The organism is Flavobacterium soyae, from assembly GCF_021245985.1.
Taxonomy (GTDB): domain Bacteria; phylum Bacteroidota; class Bacteroidia; order Flavobacteriales; family Flavobacteriaceae; genus Flavobacterium; species Flavobacterium soyae.
In genome coordinates, this window is the sequence record NZ_JAJQXA010000005.1 from 173,443 (window position 1) to 194,094 (window position 20,652).

The window sequence follows — 20,652 nt, forward strand, 5'->3', positions numbered from 1 at the left end:
GGTAAGTAAAAATTAAAATTTTTAGTTACTGCGGCCATTTAGGTTTAAGGCATTTGCTTTTTTATTTATAAAAATATTTTCAAAAGAGATTGGCAGAATGAAGAATTTATTAAAATTGATAGTATTATTAGTTCTAAGTATTGGGCAGTTAAACGCACAAGGATTATCTGTACCCAATACAATGGGCAAAGAACATCCAAGAGTATTTGGGAAAGATATGTCTGTTGAAAAAGTAAAAAAACTAGCCACAGATAAGCCATGGGCTCAGGATATTATAGATAAAACCAAACAAAGAGTAGATCCTTATCTGGCACTTTATAAAAAAGACAATACCTGGCTGGTGTCAAGACTTCAAATGTATTGGAAAACGAAATCGACACAGGTTTACATTAAAGGAGGAACCTATGCAGGAGCCGATGGCCAGGCTCCGGTTGCAACAGTAAAGTTTCCGGGGACAAGAGATCACAGTACAGATTATAAGCAGCCTAAATTAGAAGATATTATACCTTATATGGATGATCCCAGAGGATTGTATCTTCAGCATAAAGATCGTCCCGATGCGTGGGAATGGACAGGAATTTCAAAAACAGGAAAAATTGTAGAAGGAATTAACAGGCAGATACTGGGTTTATCACGTGATGCCGCCTTTTTATACTGGTACACTGGTGATGAAATTTATGCAAAATTTGCCTATGATGTTTTAGATACTTATTTACAGGGAATTTATTATCGCAAAGAACCCATCGACCTTAGTCATGGCCACCATCAAACCCTTGTTGGCTATACTTCATTTGAAGTTATTCAGGAACATATATTGGGAGAAATATCCCAGTGTTATGATTTTACCTATGATTACATCAAAGAGAAACACCCTGAAAAATTACCTCTTTATGCTGCTGCTCTGCAAAAGTGGGCCGATCAGATTATCAAAAATGGTGTAAGTTTCAATAATTGGAATTTATTACAGGCGGCTCATATTTCTAAAATAGCAATGGTTTTAGAAGACAATTCAAATTATGAGAACAAAAAAGGCGGGCCTTATTATCTGGATCAAATCATGAATCAGACTTCAACGCGTCAGTGGTCAATGAATAAATTAATTGATTATGGCTATGATGCAAAAACAGGTATTTGGAATGAGAGTCCCGGGTATTCACAAAATGTCCTGAATGATTTTATTCATTTTGCAGCATTTTATGACCGTAGTTTTGATATTGACTTACTAAAAGAGATTCCGGTTTTATCGCAGGCAGTAAAATCATTTCCACAATATTTGTACCCTAATGGTTATATGGTATCTTTTGGAGACGGTCATTATAAAAAGCTTTCATCAGAAGCAACATTGTATATGATTGAAAACGCCCAAAAGTATGGTAAAAAAGAAGATGAGGTTTATTTTACCAAGATGCTTAAAAGCCTTTTTGATAAAGAAATCTATAGCGGGAAATTCTTCGGAAAACAATTAGAAGATTTATTCTCAAAAGAATCGACTCAAATAGATGCTAATATTAAGGGTACAAGCCAATCTGAATTTGTTTCCCCTTTATTTTACGCTCCTAATACTTCCTGGCTGGTTCAAAGGGATTTTGGGGCTGATAAAGATTTAATGATCAGCCAGATTGGGTCATTGGGAAACCATATGCATTCTAATGGAATTGCCATGGAATTATACGGCTACGGATTACCGCTGGCTCCTGAAATGGGACACGGATCAAGTTATTTTTCTATAGAATATGCAGAGTATTACACTCAGTTTCCAGCACATAATACAGTAGCTGTAAACGGTAAATCGAAATATCCGGAAATGAAAAGCAATCATGCTTTTACTCCTGTTGCGTTCTATCCGCAGAGCGGTGTCAATAAAGATAATTTTCCGGGAATTACTTTCTCTGATGTTACTTTTTTAGAACCTGAAACCAATTCTGATCAGCGCAGAGTAATGGGAATTTTGAATACAGACAAAGGCGCAGGATATTATATTGATATTTTCCGTTCTAAACAAAATACAGGGAACAATGTAAAACACGAATATTTTTATCATAATCTAGGACAAAGCCTTACTCTTTTAGATGATAAAGAAAATGCATTAGAGCTAAAGCCTACAAGCAAATTAGCTTTTGGCGATGGCGATTTAATGGCCTACGATTATATGTATGATAAAAAATCGATTCAAACCAATCAAAATTTTAAAGGACAATTCAATCTCGAGATGAAAGACAAAACGGTCTCAATGAATCTCTGGATGAAAGGTTATGAAAACAGAGAAGTGTTCTCTGTGTTGTCTCCTGTGTCTACAGCAATTGGTGACGGTATTCTCTCTAAAGAGTCAGCAAGTCTTCCTATCCCTACACTAGTGGTCAGACAAGATGGACAAGCGTGGACTAAACCATTTGTGGCAGTATATGAGCCTTCTCTTAACAAGGTTAGCGCCATTGATAAAGTAGATTATTTTGGCAGTGATGAGCTGGTAGGAATACAAGTTAAAACAAAAAGCGGACAAGAAAATTTTATTTTCTCCAATACCAAATCAACTGTTCCTTTCGAGTATAATACAATGAAAGTTATCGGTACATACGGGATAATATCAAAAGAGAAACAGCAGTTAAAATCATTTTTTTTAGCAGATGGAACCTCTATTGAAAGTGATGGTTATATTTTAAAAGCAAATAGCAATACAACTGCAGGTTTCAGCTTTATTGAAAATCAATGGGGATATACAGCTAATGGTCCTGTAGAACTTCAAATTCCATTGCAGACTGCTAAAGGAAAACCAAAATTGATATTGTCTGATGGTCAAAAGGAAATTGAAGGGGTAATTAAGAAAGTAAATCAAAAGAAAGTTTTTGTTTTTGAATTGCCGGAGAATAAAAAGTATACCTATATAACGCTAATGAGGCAAGAGAAATGAGTAATAATCGCACAATAATTCTCGGAGTTGGCATTAGTTTGATGATGCTGTTAATTGAATGTAAATCCACTTATAATGCCCAAAAAGCTGTTTCAAATTTGCAAACAGCTAATTCAGGTTATGATTTTCATCCTATTGAGGGAAAAATAAATTCCTGGATTGAAAAAGGTTATTACCCGGGGATGAGTATCATAATTGCAAAAGATAACCAGATTATCTACCAAAATTATTTTGGGAATTATAAACCAGAAACACAAGTTTATATAGCCTCAGCCGGTAAATGGCTTGCTGCGGCCGCTATTGCCAGATTAGTAGATAAAGGAAAATTGTCCTGGGATGATAAAGTAGTGAAATGGCTTCCAGAGTTTACAGATATAAAAGGGCAGGCCACATTGAGAGAATTATTATCTCATACTTCGGGGTATCCGGATTATCAGCCCGAAGGAAATCATGGAGATGATTATCAGACATTAGAAGAAGCGGTAAAACATATTGCTGGACTGCCTTGTGATACTGCACCTGGAACTGAATTTCATTATGGCGGACTTGCCATGCAGGCAGCGGGAAGAATGGCAGAATTGGCTGCAGGCAAAGATTTTGAAAAGATATTTCAAGAAGAAATAGCCCAGCCATTGGGGATGAAAAATACGCATTTTACACCGGTAGATTCAACCAGTGGTCATAACCCAATGCTTGCCGGAGGAGCCAGATGTACACTAGAGGATTATGCTCATTTTTTAGAAATGATTTCAAATAATGGTGTTTTCAGAAACAATAGAATACTCAGCGAAAAAGCTATTGAAGAAATGCAGGCAGATCAGGTTAAAGATGCCTTTGTAAAAGACAACGAATATGTAGTGCAGGTTCGCACTCTGGATCATAAAAGTATTTATGGATTGGGAGAATGGAGAGAAGAGATTAATGAAAATAAAGAAGCCATTTTAATCAGCAGTCCAAGCTGGGCAGGAGCTTATCCGTGGATAGATAAAAAAAATAAGATATACGGTTTTTTATTGGCGCATGTTAATCCGGAGGCTGCCGCTAAAGATGGGTTTTCATCTTTTCTGTCAAGTCCTGTAATGGCTTCAATGACCAGAGATATTGTATTAGATCGTCGATCCAAAGAAAATTAACTGTCCGGTTCTGATTTTATATGGCGAAAAAAAATCAGAGGATCATAAGGTCATTTTAAAAAACAATCGTCATATGTCAAATATAGAAACTTTGAGTGGCACAAAGAGCAATTAAATATAATGGTAATAATATACAGCATGAAATTAAATTTTAAAAACAGCATCTTTTTTTTAGGAATCATTGGCCTGTTTTCCAGTTTTGAAGGTCATCAAAACTTGGATAAAAAAATAATTATTGAAAACAAATTAGGCTTTGACAGGATTGGAGAAATAGTTTCAATAGATCTTAAAAAGTCGAAAGCTTTTTCTTCTCTTAAAAATTATAATGATGTATTGGTGAAAAATGAAAAAGGAGAATTATTAGTGACGCAATTGCTTGATAATAATCTTGACGGAACTCCGGACGAATTATTGTTTCAGGCAGCAGTTCCAGCTTTGTCTAAAGTAATCTATACCGTTTTTATTGATGCCAAAGAAGCTCTAAAAAGACCAACAGCTGCTCTCACCACTTATGCCCGTTTTGTTCCCGAGCGAATCGATGATTTTGCATGGGAGAATGATAAAGTCGCTTTTAGAACCTATGGCCCTGAAGCACAGCGTTTGGTAGATGAAAGAAAAGAAGGAGGCACGCTCTCAAGCGGTATTGATATTTGGCTAAAAAAAGTAAACTATTCTATAATTGATTCCTGGTATACTAAAAATGTTACAGCTGCAGGATATTATCACATTGACCACGGAGAAGGTTATGATCCTTATCATGTTGGGTACAGCAGAGGTACAGGTGGAACAGGAATTTGGGAAAAAGACAGTTTGTATACGTCTAAAAATTTTCAAAAATATAGAGTAATTGCCAAAGGACCTTTACGAACAGTTTTTGAATTAGAATACCCAGCGTGGAGTAAATATGGCGTTAAAGAGGTCAAAAGAATTTCGCTTGATTTAGGGTCTAATTTCTCAAGATTCGAAAATAAAATCAGTTCAGCTTCTGAAATCCCAAATTATACGTTGGGTATTACGCTGCATCAGGAAAAAGGAAAAGTAAGTATCGACGCCAAAAAAGGAATTTTCCGTCATTGGGAACCTATGGATGATTCTTATGTAGGAGAAGGAATTGTCATGGATCCAAAAGCTGTCAAAAAAGCATTCGACTATCATTCTAAAGCTGTTGACCAAAGCCAGATCCTAATTGTTACAGAACCTAAAAATAGCACATTAGTTTATTATGCAGGGTTTGCATGGCTCAAAAGCGGTCAGGTAAATTCAGTTGAAGAGTGGGATGCATTATTAGAAAAACAAGCACAATTAGTTCAGAGTCCATTATTAGTTGAAATTCATTAAAGGATGATAAATAAAAAAATAGTTTCTGCCCTTTTTATTTTGGTACTTAATAATAGTATTTCTATAAGCCAGAATATTAAAAATGCAGCAATACCTGACAAAGCAGCTTATGTGTCAGAGGTATGGAAGTCTGATCAGGGTGACGGTACATTTACCAATCCCATACTGCATGCAGATTATTCTGATCCTGATGTTATTAGGGTTGACGATGATTTTTATATGACCGCAAGTAGTTTTAACTGTGCGCCGGGACTGCCTATCCTTCATTCGAAGGACTTAGTGAACTGGACTATTATCAATTATGCAGTTAACAAAATTGTTCCTGAAAAAGTTTTTGATATTCCCCAGCACAGTAAAGGAGTATGGGCGCCGTCAATTCGATATCATAAAAAAGAATTCTACATCTATTGGGGAGACCCTGATTTTGGGGTTTATATGGTTAAAACAAAGAATCCGGCAGGAGCCTGGGAAACACCGGTTTTGGTAATGGAAGGAAAAGGGATAATCGATCCGTGTCCATTATGGGATGGAGATAAAACCTATTTAATTCACGGATGGGCAGGAAGCAGAGCGGGCATAAACAGTCTGCTCACGATCAATGAGATGAACAATGAAGGAACAGCAGTAGTTGATCAAGGCAGGCACATATTTGACGGACATGATAAACACCATACAGTTGAGGGGCCTAAACTTTATAAAAAAGACGGTTATTATTATGTGTTTGCTCCGGCAGGCGGAGTCGAAACAGGATGGCAGCTGGTTTTAAGGTCAAAAAATATATATGGCCCTTATGAAGAAAAAATAGTTTTAGAACAAGGAAGCACCAAGATAAACGGGCCTCATCAGGGTGCATGGGTCACTATTCAAAATGGAGATTCGTGGTTTATGCATTTTCAGGATAAAGGAGTTTATGGAAGAGTTCTTCATCTGCAGGAAATTAAATGGACAAACGGATGGCCGCTTATGGGCAGGGATCTTGACGGTAATGGCGTTGGGGAACCTATTTTAAGTTATAAAAAACCGGCAGTAGGAAAAACATATCCTATTGTTACACCTCAGGAATCAGACGATTTCAACGATGGAAAACCCGGCATCCAATGGCAGTGGTATGGTAATCCTTCAATTACATGGAGTGCCCAGATTCCGGGAACTGATTATTTAAGACTGTTTTGCATTAGTAAAAAGCAGCTTCCAAATTTATGGGATGCTCCAAATTTATTATTACAAAAATTACCGGCAGAGAATTTCACAACAACCACTAAAGTGAAACTTAATATTGAATGGGATGCCGGGGGAAAAACAGCTGGTATCCTGATGATGGGACAATCTTACGCTTATGCGGGAATCACTTATGAAGAGGGAAGCTTTTGGGTAAAGCAGGTGATTTGCAATGAAGCGATAAAGGGTTCGAAAGAGAAAGTAATTGAAAAGAAAAAGCTTCAAAAAAACGAGATTTTTTTAAGAATGGAAGTTGCAGCTCCAGATGCTGCGTGTTTGTTCAGTTATAGTGAAGACGGTAAAAAATTTATGCCAATAGGCGAAGGTTTTAAAGCACAGAAAGATTTATGGATCAGTGCCAAAATGGGGTTGTTTTCAATGAGTGAAGCCAATGTAAGAATGGGCAGTTATGCTGATTTTGACTGGTTTAAAGTTTCGAAATAAATTAGAATTAAAGTATAAGAAAAGAATAAAATTAAAAATTGTAATAAATGAAAATAACTAAGAAGATCCTTTTTTTTGCAGTAATAATTGCAATGGTCAGTTTTCAAAGAGATGAGAAGAAGAATTTTGATATAGATAAAAATTTAGATTATTGCGTTGCTCAAGCCAATAAAACTCTTGCCGTTATGCCAGATACTTTAGCTATTCCCAGAAATATAGCCCCGGGATCTAAGCAATGGCGTTTTGTAGGATATGAGGATTGGACGAGTGGTTTCTGGCCAGGGATCTTGTGGTATCTTTATGAATATACAGGAGATGTTAAATGGAAAGAAAAGGCAGATAAATACAGCCGTTTTTTAACCCCTTTGGCAATGCGTACCGCAACAGATCATGACCTTGGTTTTCAAATGTACTGCAGTTTTGGAAACGGCTACAGGCTAACCGGTAACAAAGAATATAAAGATATTTTCGTAAAAGCTTCTGATACATTGTCTAAATTATACAATCCTAAAGCAGGCACAATCTTGTCCTGGCCTGGTATGCGTGAGAAAATGAACTGGCCTCATAATACCATTATAGACAATATGATTAATTTGGAAATGTTGTTTGAAGCATCAAAAAACGGCGGCGGCAGATCATTATATAATATGGCAGTTAAACATGCTGAGGTAACTATGGAGAATCAGTTTAGGGCTGACAATTCTGTTTATCATGTAGTAGTTTACGATACTGTGACCGGGAAGAAGATAAAAGCAGTTACGCATCAGGGGTATTCTGATGAAAGTATGTGGGCCAGAGGACAGGGCTGGGCTATTTACGGTTATACCATGGTTTACAGAGAAACCAAAGACCCTAAATTTTTAGATTTTGCTCATAAGGTGACAAAAGTATATCTGGATCGTCTGCCAAAAGATTTAATTCCTTATTGGGATTTTGATGTCCCAAATATTACAAAAGAACCCCGAGATGCTTCTGCAGCAGCCTTAACAGCATCAGGCTTAATCGAACTTTCTACTTATACTGCCGATAAGGAGCTTGCAAAAGAATATTTAAGTAAAGCTGAAGGCATGCTGAAGGAATTGTCAACGAAAAGATATAAAAGCGGTAATAAAAACCCGGCATTCCTGCTTCATTCAACGGGTCATTATCCTAATAAAAGCGAAATTGATTATTCTATTATTTATGCCGATTATTATTATATAGAAGCACTGCTCCGTTTAAAGAAACTTAAGGCCGGGAAGGATTTGTTTACACCTCTTTTTCCGGCTAAAGAAATTACGTTGAAAAAATAACCACAAATAGTATCAGCAGTATGAATCACAATACAGTTGATAATTAAACTAATCAAATAATAATTATGAATAAAATATTTTTATGGTCAATCACGGCCGCCCTCGCAGGTTTTCTTTTTGGTTTTGATACTGTAGTGATTTCGGGTGCTGACACAAAATTACAGGAGCTTTGGCATACTTCAGATGTTTTTCATGGATCTGTAGTAATGGCAATGGCATTATGGGGTACAGTAATAGGAGCAATTTTTGGCGGGATTCCAACCAATACAATCGGCAGGAAAAAGACCCTTATCTGGATAGGAGTTTTATTTTTAGGTTCGGCCATAGGTTCTTCACTGGCTAACGACCCTTGGACTTTTGCTTTTTTCCGTTTTTTAGGAGGATTAGGAATTGGCGCCTCAACAATTGCAGCACCTGCTTATGTATCAGAAATTGCACCTGCAAAAGACAGAGGGCGTTTAGTATCGCTGTATCAATTTAATATAGTGCTAGGTATTTTGATAGCATTTTTATCTAATTATCTCCTGAGAGATGCTGGTGAAAATGCATGGAGATGGATGATTGGAGTAATGGCTTTTCCGGCATTTTTCTATACTATAATTGTTTTTGGTATTCCGGAAAGTCCAAGATGGCTGCTTTCTAAATCAAGACTTGATGAAGCAAAAACAGTCCTGCAGAAAATTGACCCATCAGCTAAAATGGAAGATTTGATGCTGGAGATGCATGTTGGTGAAAATGAAGATCAAAAAGGAGAAACTATTTTTTTGAAGAAATACAGATTCCCACTGCTTTTAGCCTTTTTAATTGCAGTATTTAATCAATTTTCAGGAATTAATGCCTTTTTGTACTATGCGCCAAGAATTTTTGCGGAAGCAGGTTTAGAAGAGAGCGCCGCACTTATGAGCAGTGTAGGTATCGGTCTGACTAATCTTGTGTTTACACTTTTTGGGGTTTTCCTTATTGATGTTCTCGGACGAAAAGTATTGATGTATATTGGATCTGTGGGATATATTATTTCTTTGGGACTAGTCTCTGCAGCTTTCTTTCTTAAGTGGGAAGGAATGGCAGTGCCTATTTTTCTTTTTATGTTTATTGCTTCACATGCTATCGGGCAGGGAGCTGTAATTTGGGTGTTTATTTCTGAAATTTTCCCGAATCACTTACGTGCCAGCGGACAGGCATTTGGTTCCTCAACACACTGGGTTTTGGCAGCAATTATTCCTTCGATGATTCCATTTTTATTCTCTACAATTGGAGCAGGGGTTGTGTTTTTGATCTTTGCTGTAATGATGGTGTTCCAGTTGCTTTTTGTCATTTTTATGATGCCGGAAACCAAAGGAAAATCTTTGGAAGAACTGCAGGAAACGGTTTTTAAACAGTAACAGAAAAATAAAAGCTGATGTTTAAAAGATTAAAATTTATACTTTTCATCTGTTTATTTCTGTTTAGAATTAATGGTGCTTTTTCGCAGGAAAAAGTAAAATGGGGAGATTGGCAGACTTGGGGAGATCAAAACGATGGAACGTATAAGAATCCAATAATTCCGGCTGATTATAGTGATTTGGACTGTATAAGGGTTGGGAAGGATTACTATGCAGTTTCTTCAACTTTTCAATATTCTCCCGGTTTTGTTATTTTACATTCTCAGGATTTAGTGAATTGGAGTATCATCAGCCATGCCGTGAATGATATTACAAAAATTTCACCAGAGATGAATTGGGATAAGATGAATACTTATGGCAGAGGTATTTGGGCTGGAGCTATTCGTTATCATCAGAGTAAATTTTGGATTTATTTTGGCGATCCCGATCAAGGCTATTTTATGACAACGGCGCCAAAAGCAGAAGGTCCATGGGAGCCGGTTACTCAGGTTCTCGCAGCAAAAGGATGGGATGATGGCTGCCCGTTTTGGGATAATGACGGACAAGGTTATTTTATAGGAACCAACTTTGCCGATGGATATAAAATACATCTGTTTAAAATGACTTCTGATGGTAAAAATTTGATTAAAGAATCAGATAAGATATTATATCAGTCTAAAGGGAGCGAGGCCAACAAGCTATTTAAAATTAAGGATACTTATTATCACTTTTTTTCTGAGGTTAAAGACAGTGGAAGGGTAGTAATGATGGAACGATCTAAGAGTATTTACGGCCCATATGAAGGACCAAAGCAGTTAAGTTATGCTCAAAAGGAATATAATGAACCCAATCAGGGAGGGATTGTTCAAACTCAAAACGGAGATTGGTATTTTTTGACGCATCACGGTACTGGTGACTGGTCCGGCAGAAATATGAGTTTACTGCCCGTTTTGTGGATAGATGGATGGCCAATTTTAGGAAATCCGGATAGTAATCAGATTGGTTCAATGGTTTGGTCAGGAAAGAAACCTGTTTCGGGAAAGAAAAAGATAAAGCCGCAAACAAGTGACGATTTCAATACAACAAAACTTACTCAACAATGGGAATGGAATTATCAGCCCAGAGCTGATAAATGGTCATTAACAGAACGTAAGGGATGGCTTAGATTAAAAGCTTTTCGGCCTTTAGAGGAAAATAATATAGTAAAAGCAGGTAATACCATAACGCAGCGTTCTTTTAGAACTTCGTTTAATGAAGTTATTGTTAAGTTAGATTTACAAGGAATGACTAAAGGCCAAAAATCAGGATTAACCCATTTTGGTTCTCCTGACTATGCATCTTTAGGTGTAGTGTATGATGGTGTGGTAAAAAAAATAGAATATAAAACTAAAAACTCAGTTGTATCGGGCGATACTATTTTGAGCAATAATTTGTGGTTAAAATCAATATGGGGACTAGACGGAATAAGCCAATTTTATTACAGTACAGATGGATCAGAATTTATTCCATTTGGTGATCCTTATCAACTTATGTGGGGTTCATATCGCGGTGATAGAATAGGTATTTATACATACAATAATGATTCAGATACAGGATACTTAGATATAGATTATTTTAATTATCGTTTAGAGAAATAATAAATTTTATTGGATAAGGAAAAGAATAAAGGGATAGAATAGTGTTTAAGTTTTTTGAGTATTTAATATATTTAAGACCGTTCTTTATTCCATCAATGATTTTATAATGCATTCAAAATTTTGGACGAATTTATAATTAAATCTAAAAGAAATAAGCCCGATACAATATCGGGCTTATTTCTTTTAGATTTATTCTATTACTGTTCCTGCCAGATAACAACCTCTGCGGGTTTAAGATTTTTTTGTCCAATCAATATTTTTGCCTTTTCAGGTACAGGGATTTCTTGATTTTCAGAAGAATAGTTTAGTCCAAACCAAAACCCGTTACTGTATTCTGCCAGTACACCTTCCGGTAGTGAAAGAACAGGTACTTCGGCTTTTTTGAATATCTTGTTAAGTATCTGCCTTTCCAGTTTTCCATCATCTGTATCAGCTCCTATATAAGTCACAGTTCCTTTGCCAAGCTGTCGGTGCAGTACAGCCGCTTTATCTTTATAAAACTGATCGTCATATTCTGCCCAGACTGCAGTATTATTCTTTGGGGTTATAATATCGCCCCAATTGTTCCAGTCATAAAAGTTATTATCCATTTTAATTTTTCCCATTAAAGAAACAGGCAGGAGGTCAAAATAGATTTCCTCAGCACCAATTAATTCCAGTATTGGTTTTTGAAATACAGCTTCCCAGAGATGCGCTTCCCTGTCTTTCTGGCCTGTGCGGCAAGTAAGAACCAGGTGCCCTCCATTCTCAACATAAGTTTTCCATCTTGCTGTAAGCTTTTCATCCAGAAGCTGATATGCAGGTGCTATCAAAAAAGGATAATCAGAGAAATCTTTGCTTTCGTCAATCACATCTACCGGTGCGCCAAATGATTTAAGTGCTTTATAGTAACGGCCAGCGTGTGCCATATAATCCCATTGATTGGTCTGCGGCTGATATTCCATTTCCCATCGGTTATCAGGATTGTATAAAACTGCCGTTTTTCTTTTCAGAAGTGCTTCGGGCGTTTTTACTTCAGGTTTATATGCTGTACGCAGCTCTTTTAGTTCTTTGATTACCTTAATGTATTCATTTCCGGAACGGCTTACTGTGATGCCGTCTGTTTTCATTATACCGTAGTGATATTGTTCTCCTCCCGATAACGGCTGTCTGAAGCGGTAATTGCATACAAATTTATTGCCTCCTGACATCACATGATACATCCACATTCGTACGGCTCCGGGCATTGTCTGAGGGTTAAACAATCCCCAGTTTACCTGCCCTGGCTGAAGTTCCATTACACCGCTCACGCCGTTAATCGGTCTGAAAAAATCATTAGAGAATCCAATACTGGCTGCTGATCCCATACGAAAACCCTGTACTCCTTGTCCTAAGTCATAACCTTCTGCGAGATATTTGGTATAAGTCTGGAAATCGAGCTCTTTCATTCTCAGCGGATCTACGGCTGAATGCAGTGGCATCAAATTGGTGGTTACCCATTGTGCGGGTTTAATATATTTTCGTAATATATTTTTCTGTGAGATAATAAACCTCGCAGCTTCATCGGCAGTAAAACGTTTAAAATCTAAAATGGCATGCGGATTGGCCTGTTGTACGAGTTCTTTCTGATTAGGAATTCGTATCTGCTCAAAATTATTATAGGCCTGACTCCAAAAAGCATTTCCCCAGACTTTATTTAAGTTTTCAATGTTTTTATATTTACTTCTCAGCCATTCTCTGTAAGAGATTTGTGCATTTTCGCTATAATCAAAAGAAGCGCCATAATGAGAAGGTTCATTGTCAATCTGCCATCCCCAGACAGTTTTATTGCTGCCATAGCGTTTGGCCAGCAGTGTTACAATTTTGGACCAGTATTGCTCATAGGTTTTGCTGGACCAGGATGCCTGCTGTCTGGCTCCATGCTGAATGGTGCGCCCTTCTGCATTGACCATCAGTATATCGGGGTGTTTTTGTGTAAGCCATACCGGAGGAGTCGGAGTTGGAGTGCATAATACCACTTTAAGATGATACTTTTCCGCAAGGGCAACAGCTTTATCCAGCCATTCAAAATTGTATTTTCCTTCCTCGGGTTCCATTGTCGACCAGGCAAATTCACCATAATGAGTAAATTCGAAACCTAACTCTGACATTTTTTTGATATCCCTTTCCCAGTCTGCTTCAGGCCATTGTTCAGGGTAGTAATAGCTTCCTACAAGCATCAGGTCTTTTTTATTAAAAAAAGCTTCCGGGTTCTGAGAGAAAGACATTTGTGAGAGCAGCAGCATTATAACTGCAGCTGTCTTATTGCTTTGAATAAGACTGTCGTAAAATATTTTTAAGATCTGATTTATCTGTTGCATGATAAATTAAAATTATGTGTATTCCAAAAGTATATTTTAATTGAACAATTACTATTCTGAACTGTTTGTTAAAACTCAATATTTAAAGAATAACTGTTATTTGGTTAAATTGTTTCGGTTCAGTCTTTTTGAAGAATTTGTGATGATAAGTAAAAAATCTGCAGATCTTGCCGGTCTTATTTATTTTCTATCTGAGCCAGCAGCAAATTTAAGGCAGTTTTTTCCATTTCAAACCCAGGCTGACAATGGTTGTGAGTGAAAGTTCGATAATAGACAAAAGTGGTATTACTTATAAAAAAAGCCGTCTATTTTTTTTGAGACGGCTTTCATTCTAATTCAATTTAATTACTTTTTAAGAATACTTTTTATAGTATAATGTTTTCCATTTTTGACATGTAAGAAATAAACACCTTTAGCGAGTCCTGTCATAGATACTTGCTGGGTAGTGTTTGTTAAAGGTTCAGATGCGACTTTCCAGCCTATAATATTGTATAATTCAAGAACTGCACCGCTGTATACCTCATTTACTTCAACATTCAAAGTAGTGGTAACAGGGTTTGGATGAATCGTTACTTTTTCAAAAATAGTACATATTGGAGTATTGTTACAACTTCCTAATTTGTCCCCATGCTGCAAATGTGCCTGAACAGCGTTTGGGCTAAGGCAAATCTCTATATTGTTATGACATACTGAGACTTTATTATTTAATATTCCGCATTGTACATTTACAGTATTAATATCAATAGAAGCAGAGGTTTGACAGCCTTTGGCATCGGTTATTACTACAGTATATGTCCCAGCTGCCGAAACAGTAATAGTCTGCTGTGTATTGCTGTTGCTCCATGCATAAGAATAAGGTGCTGTTCCACCGGCAGGGATAGCTTTTATGGAAAGCGAAGAAGGGCCATAACCAATATAAAGGGTATTTTTTTCTTGTGTATTGTCAATTGCGAAAATATCAGGTATTGAAGATGTTAATTCAATAGGATTAGTATCATCACAATCATTGTTATTCTCTACTCCGCAAGGGGCAGAATCTCTGGCTCCTAAACCATCTCCATCATTATCTGTATATAGAATTTTAGTGTCGTCACAATCTAAGTTATTTGTAGAATAACCTTCAGGAGCTTCATTAACAGGTAACAAGACTGTTGTTGATGATCCAAAACCATCGTGATCAGCATCAATATAATATACTTTGTTAACAGTAAGTTCCTGGTTTACACTCTTGGCTGCATTGTAGTTTTCATTTCCAGCTTGCGAAACAGTAATTGTAGTAGTTCCCGCTGCAAGAAGATGAATTTTCCCTTCAACAATACTTGCCACCGCTGTGTTTGAACTGGTATAATTTACGGGCAGGTTTGAGCTGGCTTTAGCGGGATCATAATCAGTTTCGCCTAATTCTTTTTCAGAAGTTGGACTAAGAGCAATAGTTTGGCTCAGTTTAGAAGCCTCAGCAATTTCAGAAGCAGTTAATGCCCTGCTGTAAATCTTGAACTCGTCAATTGTACCGTTAAACATTGGATCATTCCATTGTGATTTGCCCAGATAATTTTGATTGGTACTGCCAATTGTACTAGGTTTTATATTCACCCCGGTATTGGTTGAAACGAGTGTTCCGTTAATATACATACTGCAGGTATTACCAGATTGAGTAATGGCAAAATGGGTCCAGGTATTAAGCGGAATAGCAAAATTATAGGTAATACCCTGCTCGCCGCCTCCGTTTTTAATAGCATAACGTACTGATCCGGCACTTCCTGTCTGAACAGATAAGAATAAATATTTTGATGTTCCTGTTCCAAAATCAAATACACGCATCCAATTAGCCAAAGCATCCATTTTTACCCATGAAGATATTGTAAAATCAGATAATGTACTTACGACATCTGCCGGTAGAGTCGCATAAGAATTGGCTGTACCGTCAAATTTTGCACCTTGTTCATACTTACCGGTATTTCGTGCAGCAGCAGGAGTAAGAGTTCCGTGCTGGGCTCCCCAGCTGTCAATTAAACGAGTGCCGTTTTGTTCATCAAATTTCAAATAGCTAATTTGTCCAATATTTGGTAATGCCGTCACTTGATCACTTGCTGGGTTTTCAACATTGTTATCTACAGAAGAAACAATATAATAATATGTGTTTCCATTTGTGACAGTTGTATCGGTAAATTTTGCAGTTGTGCTGTTACCAATAGTTGTGTAAGGGCCGCCGCTGGTATTAGATCTTTTAATATTATAATTTAAATCCATAACAGGTTCCCATTCTATGATGTTTTTAGCATCTCCGGAACTCACTATTACTCCGCCAACAATATTACTCTGCACTGTTAATTTTAATGCAGCGGTAGCAGTTGTAGAAGCATTTGAAGCAGTTAAAGTAATAGGGAAAATACCAGATTCTGAAGGTGTTCCTGATATTATACCTGTTGAGGTATCAATGCTTAAACCAGCAGGAAGACCTGTACTATTAAAGTTAGTTGGAGATTTTATACCCGTGATGGTGTAAGAGTATGGTTTTCCAACCAGAGTAATAGCAGTTTCCGGACTTGTAATCACTAATGGTTGTGTACGATCGTCTACTAGTTTAATATCATTACCGGTTCCTCCTTTGTAAGTAATACGGAAATCATGTCCGGCAATACTTATCAGTGACATCTCAGGTAAATTTTTAAATGTTCCTGATACGGGGTCGGTTCCTGTATTATCAATAATTGTAAAAGCTGTACCCAAAGGCAATGAACCTGCAGCAATATCATTTAGTATTAATGTAGGCTGGTTCAGGGTAATTTTTGTAACAATAAGATTATCAGAAACACTTCCGGTACTGCTAATATCTGCCTTGTAGGTTGCATTAGCATTAAGGATGGTGTTAGTGGTTGTGAATGCAGCTATTGTTCCATCGGTTCCCGGTACAAGAAAAGCTTGACTGCTTGTATCAGTGCTGCTGCCAACTGTAAGGGTTCCGGTGCTTTTTCCACTGCCTCCAAAAGCGCCATTTTTTACAACAATTGGACTCGAGTAAGAACCATTTGAACCGTTATTTAATAAAAAAGTTCCGTTTAGGATTGTAGTTGTTCCCGTATGGGTACTGTTTCCTGAGAAGATTTGTGTTCCTGTACCAATTTTTTCAATAGATAATGTTCCGCTTGCATTTGCAAATGATCCGCCAAAATTAGTATTTGCATTTAATGCCCCGATTCTAATAATAGGTGTACCGGCAACATTTTGACGAAATCCTCCTCTGCCGGATAAAGCACCAAATTCAAGTACTCCCGAGCTAAACATAATTCGATGACAATCTACTCCCACTGCATCTAAAAGCCAGTATGCATTTGCGCTTCCTGCCTCAGGAACCATGAATCCCAAACGATGCTGACCGCTTCTGAGTTTAGTGATGAATGTACCTGTAAACGAGCTGTTATTTCCATAAAGGTTTATTGCTGAAAAATTATCAGATCCATCATTATAGATTGTTCCGCCTCCAGTTAGTTTTCCGTATAAATTTATACTTGCTGAACGTTCATAAAAGTATCCGCTTTTACCTGCGGGTACTTCTATATCGTTATAAAGTGTTGCAGCCGTGGTAGTAGCTAAGGAGCTGTATAAGGCTCCGCCTTCCATAATAATTTTACCTTTTCCTAAAGGGCCGGATAAAGGATTGCTCGGAGTACCAGTTCCATTTCCAATAATTTGAATACCGTCTGTTGATCCCCATGCATAAACTGAAGCCCCGCGGACAATGGTGTTGCCGGAATAGGTATTGGCACCAGACATGATAAGGGCAGAAGTACCAGTTTTAACAATACCGCCTGTGCCGCTTATAACTCCGCCAAGTGCTATACTGCCTGATTTTGTATTGACACTAAGTTGTCCGTTTAAGGTAATAGGAGTGTTGAGTGTCTGAGCTTGTGCCGAATTGTTTACAAGATCACTTTTAAGAGCAATACTATTACCTGTAATTGTAAAGTTCGAAGCATCTGTGTCGAAAAGGATTCTTGAAACAGTAAGGTCTGAGATGTCATTAGTTAAAGAGGTGCCGCTATCTGTTCTTTTAAACGTTAAAATGGCGGGACTGGCTGGTGTGGTATTTTCTTCCCAGTTCTCGGATAAATTAAATACATTGCTGACAGGGATATTCTTCCATGTCAAGCTGTTTGTTCCGGGGTTGCCAAATACTTCGATTGAATTAGCGCTTTCCAGAGTAGTTCCTTTTGAAGAAACAACATAATAGTAAGCTGTTCCGTTGGTAAGGGCAGTATCAGTATAAGAATTTGTTGAAACTGATGCAATTTCTGTATAAGGGCCTCCACTAATTGCCGCACGTTTTATTTTATAAGTTGAGGCTCCGTCTGCTAAAGTCCAGTTCAAAGTAATTTGTCCGGATTGATTCACTGCCGTAAGATTGGGTGGTACCGCTGGAGGTATAGATGCAAAAACTTCATTAGATGCGGCACTCTCATTTGTACCAATTAAAGCTGTTACCACATAGTAATTATTGACTTCATAAGCAGGGTTTGGATCAATAAATGATGTGCCGCTTATACCTGTTTGAATTGTAGTATAGGGTCCTCCAGCGGTTAATGAACGCTTAACATTATAACTCGTGGCATTTGCGGCTGCGGACCAGGTGAGTTTTATAGTTGAATTAAGAGAATTTGCAGCCAAAGTGCTAATTGCCACAGGATTTTCATTAGAGATAACATCAATAATTAAGGAAGATTTAGCACTGCCATTTGCATTTGCGGCTGTTAAGAGTACAGTGCTTTTGCCTATAGCAGTTGGTGTGCCGGAAATAACCCCGGTAGAAGCATTAATACTAAGACCGGCCGGTAAACCAGCAGCGGCAAAATTAGTTGGGGTGCCATTGGCTGTGACATTAAAATTAAATGGTGTCCCCAGGGTGGTGCTTGCTGAAACAGCACTGTTTATTTCAGGAGAACCAACAGGGAATGTATTATTAATTGCAACATTTGTAAATGTCGCAGTATTTAATACTGTAGTGCTATTAGAAATAGTGTAAAACCCAATATAGGCATCTGCAGGTATTGTCATAATGTATAATGCATTATTAGACCAGTTTATCCCGTCATGAGAATGAAAGGTAAATATTCTGTTGCCCACACGTTCTAATTTGAGCCACCATGGTGCTCTTGGCTGCCAGTGAGCACCGGCAGTTTGTGCAGTTTGACCTGATGCGCTTGAAGTAATTCCGTTTGTTGAGGAAAGATTTAAAGACACGTAATTAGAATTTGAAGCTAAGGATTCGCGGATCATAAGCCCCGAAACAGCATTGCTGACAGAGCTGCTTTCAATTTTTACTACAATAGATGCATCGCCTTTAATAGGTTTAAAAGTGAAATTATTAGCATTTGAAGCCGCAGTTCCCGATCCTTTGGCAGTCCAGGTTCCGGCATTATAACTTACACTTCCAATCATTCCGGGATTACCAATGTCGGTGTTGGTGAGATAATTAACAGGTACTCCATTATCTGAGGGATAAATTATCGGCGTCATTGCTGTTGCTGTTGAATTATCAGATGATTTTAAATATAAAAAAGACCATGCACCTTCACCTACCATTGTTCGCATTTGTTCGGTATAAGGATTTGGTATGTTTTTTCGAAGGGAATAAGCACCTTTTATAATATTATTAAAAGGATGCTGGTGCAGTCCGTTTGCCGATAAATTAGCAAATGCTGTATAATAAGTAGAATAGCCGCCCAAAGGAATGAATGTTAGTCCGCTTGGATCTATTCGATAATGGTTGTATAATTCTCCCATTTGCAATAAGCGGTTATCCAGTTCGGCAAACATATCAACACCTTGTTTAAAGGCAACCTCTGCACCCCATGAAAGTGCCCAGATTTGCCCAAACCAGTGATCATCTCTACCGGTATCTCCAACTTCTCCGTTAGGCAGACTGTTGCGGAAACCTCCTCCGGCATCCATTCTATAGACTTCAATGGCTTGATTCCATTTTGTTTCATCGTCTAAGAAAGCCGCAATACTTAAGGCAATTTGCAGCTGTATAGCTCCTTTATTATGATCTCTAAGTGGATAAGGTACCCAGGAAGCCGGATAAAGCACATTGGCAAAATAATTATTTACGTGGGTCGTATTAGCAGCTGTCCATCCCGGGTATGTACTTTTTAAAATATCAGCTCCTGTTACAAAGTAAGGTGCATAATCACCTATATCTAGCATATTTTCACCACCGCCCCAGGTTGTGTTAGTGACAGCCCAGGCATCTAATATCTGGGTAGCTTTTGCTGCATAAGCTGCATCGCCGGTAAAGACATACATAAAAGTCAAATTGTGTACAGCTATCATATCACTTTTCCATGCATTATTGTTTAAATCAGGAGCACGTGTTACCGTAGCAAAAGGACCCTGCATTGAATAGCTGAGTTTAGATCTTGAATCAGCTTTTAGGGCATTATATCCTGTAAGCCAGGGTTCCTGGGTAATATTGATCTTAAGCTGATCTAAATCATATTGGGTAAAAGGAATACCCGGATGTACAAAAGTTTTTTGTGCTGCAGTGCGCTGGGTAAACATAAGAGCCAGCAGCGAAAAAACATACATAAAAATAAGATAGTTTTTTTTCATTGTTTACAGATTAGTTAGTTATAGAAATAGATACTCCTAAGTCTTAGTTATTTTTATAAAAAAACTTAAGGTGGTTATTGTATCTTTTATTGAACTAAACTCAATTTCTATTAATTGAATTTATTTAATTTTTTGAAGTGGTTTTGATTTTAAAAACCTCTAAGAGAAACTGTATTTTTCGTATTTTCATTTCATCATATGCGATTTATTAAGTGGTTATTATGTTTTACAAATCGATTCAATATAATATGTCGGCCGAACTATTTTAACTCTACATGAATATGTTTTAAAGTATTGTTAATCAATGAGTTTTTTTTGAAGTTTGTAGTAAAATTATTGTTTTATATTCACACAACTGTTCTGAACTATACTG

The 20,652-nt window shown here is 37.4% G+C and carries 9 protein-coding genes; 7 read left to right on the forward strand and 2 right to left on the reverse strand.

Annotated elements, in window-relative coordinates:
• Window positions 1–97: 97 nt before the first annotated feature.
• The 7 genes from LUU93_RS08500 to LUU93_RS08530 all read left to right on the forward strand — a co-directional run bounded on the left by LUU93_RS08500 (window position 98) and on the right by LUU93_RS08530 (window position 11,331).
• Window positions 98–2,908 carry an endo-acting ulvan lysase-like protein gene (locus LUU93_RS08500; RefSeq protein WP_232680315.1) on the forward strand — a complete coding sequence of 937 codons (2,811 nt, stop codon included), beginning with the start codon at window positions 98–100 and terminating at the stop codon, window positions 2,906–2,908.
• Window positions 2,905–4,041: a serine hydrolase domain-containing protein gene (locus LUU93_RS08505; RefSeq protein WP_232680317.1), complete on the forward strand. Its 1,137-nt coding sequence runs from the start codon at window positions 2,905–2,907 to the stop codon at window positions 4,039–4,041. The genes LUU93_RS08500 and LUU93_RS08505 overlap by 4 nt, the downstream gene beginning before the upstream one ends.
• Before the next feature lie 138 nt (window positions 4,042–4,179).
• Window positions 4,180–5,379, forward strand: a complete 1,200-nt coding sequence (locus LUU93_RS08510) for a BT3233 family polysaccharide utilization protein (RefSeq protein WP_232680319.1) — start codon at window positions 4,180–4,182, stop codon at window positions 5,377–5,379.
• 3 nt (window positions 5,380–5,382) lie between these two features.
• On the forward strand, window positions 5,383–7,041 hold the full coding sequence (locus LUU93_RS08515) for a glycoside hydrolase family 43 protein (RefSeq protein ID WP_232680321.1): 1,659 nt from the start codon (window positions 5,383–5,385) through the stop codon (window positions 7,039–7,041).
• 47 nt (window positions 7,042–7,088) lie between these two features.
• Window positions 7,089–8,333: a glycoside hydrolase family 88 protein gene (locus tag LUU93_RS08520; RefSeq protein WP_232680323.1), complete on the forward strand. Its 1,245-nt coding sequence runs from the start codon at window positions 7,089–7,091 to the stop codon at window positions 8,331–8,333.
• A gap of 65 nt (window positions 8,334–8,398) precedes the next feature.
• A complete protein-coding gene (locus tag LUU93_RS08525; RefSeq protein WP_232680325.1) occupies window positions 8,399–9,715 on the forward strand; it encodes a sugar porter family MFS transporter in 1,317 nt (438 codons plus the stop codon).
• A 17-nt stretch (window positions 9,716–9,732) separates the two neighbouring features.
• Window positions 9,733–11,331, forward strand: a complete 1,599-nt coding sequence (locus tag LUU93_RS08530; RefSeq protein ID WP_232680327.1) for a glycoside hydrolase family 43 protein — start codon at window positions 9,733–9,735, stop codon at window positions 11,329–11,331.
• A gap of 197 nt (window positions 11,332–11,528) precedes the next feature.
• Here the strand turns inward: LUU93_RS08530 and LUU93_RS08535 are convergent, their stop codons facing one another.
• Window positions 11,529–13,670 (reverse strand): beta-galactosidase, encoded by a 2,142-nt coding sequence (locus LUU93_RS08535; protein ID WP_232680329.1) that lies wholly within the window; start codon window positions 13,668–13,670, stop codon window positions 11,529–11,531.
• A 345-nt stretch (window positions 13,671–14,015) separates the two neighbouring features.
• Window positions 14,016–20,279, reverse strand: a complete 6,264-nt coding sequence (locus LUU93_RS08540; RefSeq protein WP_232680331.1) for a LamG-like jellyroll fold domain-containing protein — start codon at window positions 20,277–20,279, stop codon at window positions 14,016–14,018.
• Window positions 20,280–20,652 lie beyond the last annotated feature (373 nt).

What these genes read in the sequence shown, in the direction of transcription:
- LUU93_RS08530 (WP_232680327.1), top strand. Translation starts at nt 9,733, where the DNA reads ATGTTTAAAAGATTAAAATTTATACTTTTCATCTGTTTATTTCTGTTT.
- LUU93_RS08520 (WP_232680323.1), top strand. Translation starts at nt 7,089, where the DNA reads ATGAAAATAACTAAGAAGATCCTTTTTTTTGCAGTAATAATTGCAATG.
- LUU93_RS08525 (WP_232680325.1), top strand. Translation starts at nt 8,399, where the DNA reads ATGAATAAAATATTTTTATGGTCAATCACGGCCGCCCTCGCAGGTTTT.
- LUU93_RS08510 (WP_232680319.1), top strand. Translation starts at nt 4,180, where the DNA reads ATGAAATTAAATTTTAAAAACAGCATCTTTTTTTTAGGAATCATTGGC.
- LUU93_RS08535 (WP_232680329.1), bottom strand. Translation starts at nt 13,670, where the DNA reads ATGCAACAGATAAATCAGATCTTAAAAATATTTTACGACAGTCTTATT.
- LUU93_RS08500 (WP_232680315.1), top strand. Translation starts at nt 98, where the DNA reads ATGAAGAATTTATTAAAATTGATAGTATTATTAGTTCTAAGTATTGGG.
- LUU93_RS08515 (WP_232680321.1), top strand. Translation starts at nt 5,383, where the DNA reads ATGATAAATAAAAAAATAGTTTCTGCCCTTTTTATTTTGGTACTTAAT.
- LUU93_RS08540 (WP_232680331.1), bottom strand. Translation starts at nt 20,279, where the DNA reads ATGAAAAAAAACTATCTTATTTTTATGTATGTTTTTTCGCTGCTGGCT.
- LUU93_RS08505 (WP_232680317.1), top strand. Translation starts at nt 2,905, where the DNA reads ATGAGTAATAATCGCACAATAATTCTCGGAGTTGGCATTAGTTTGATG.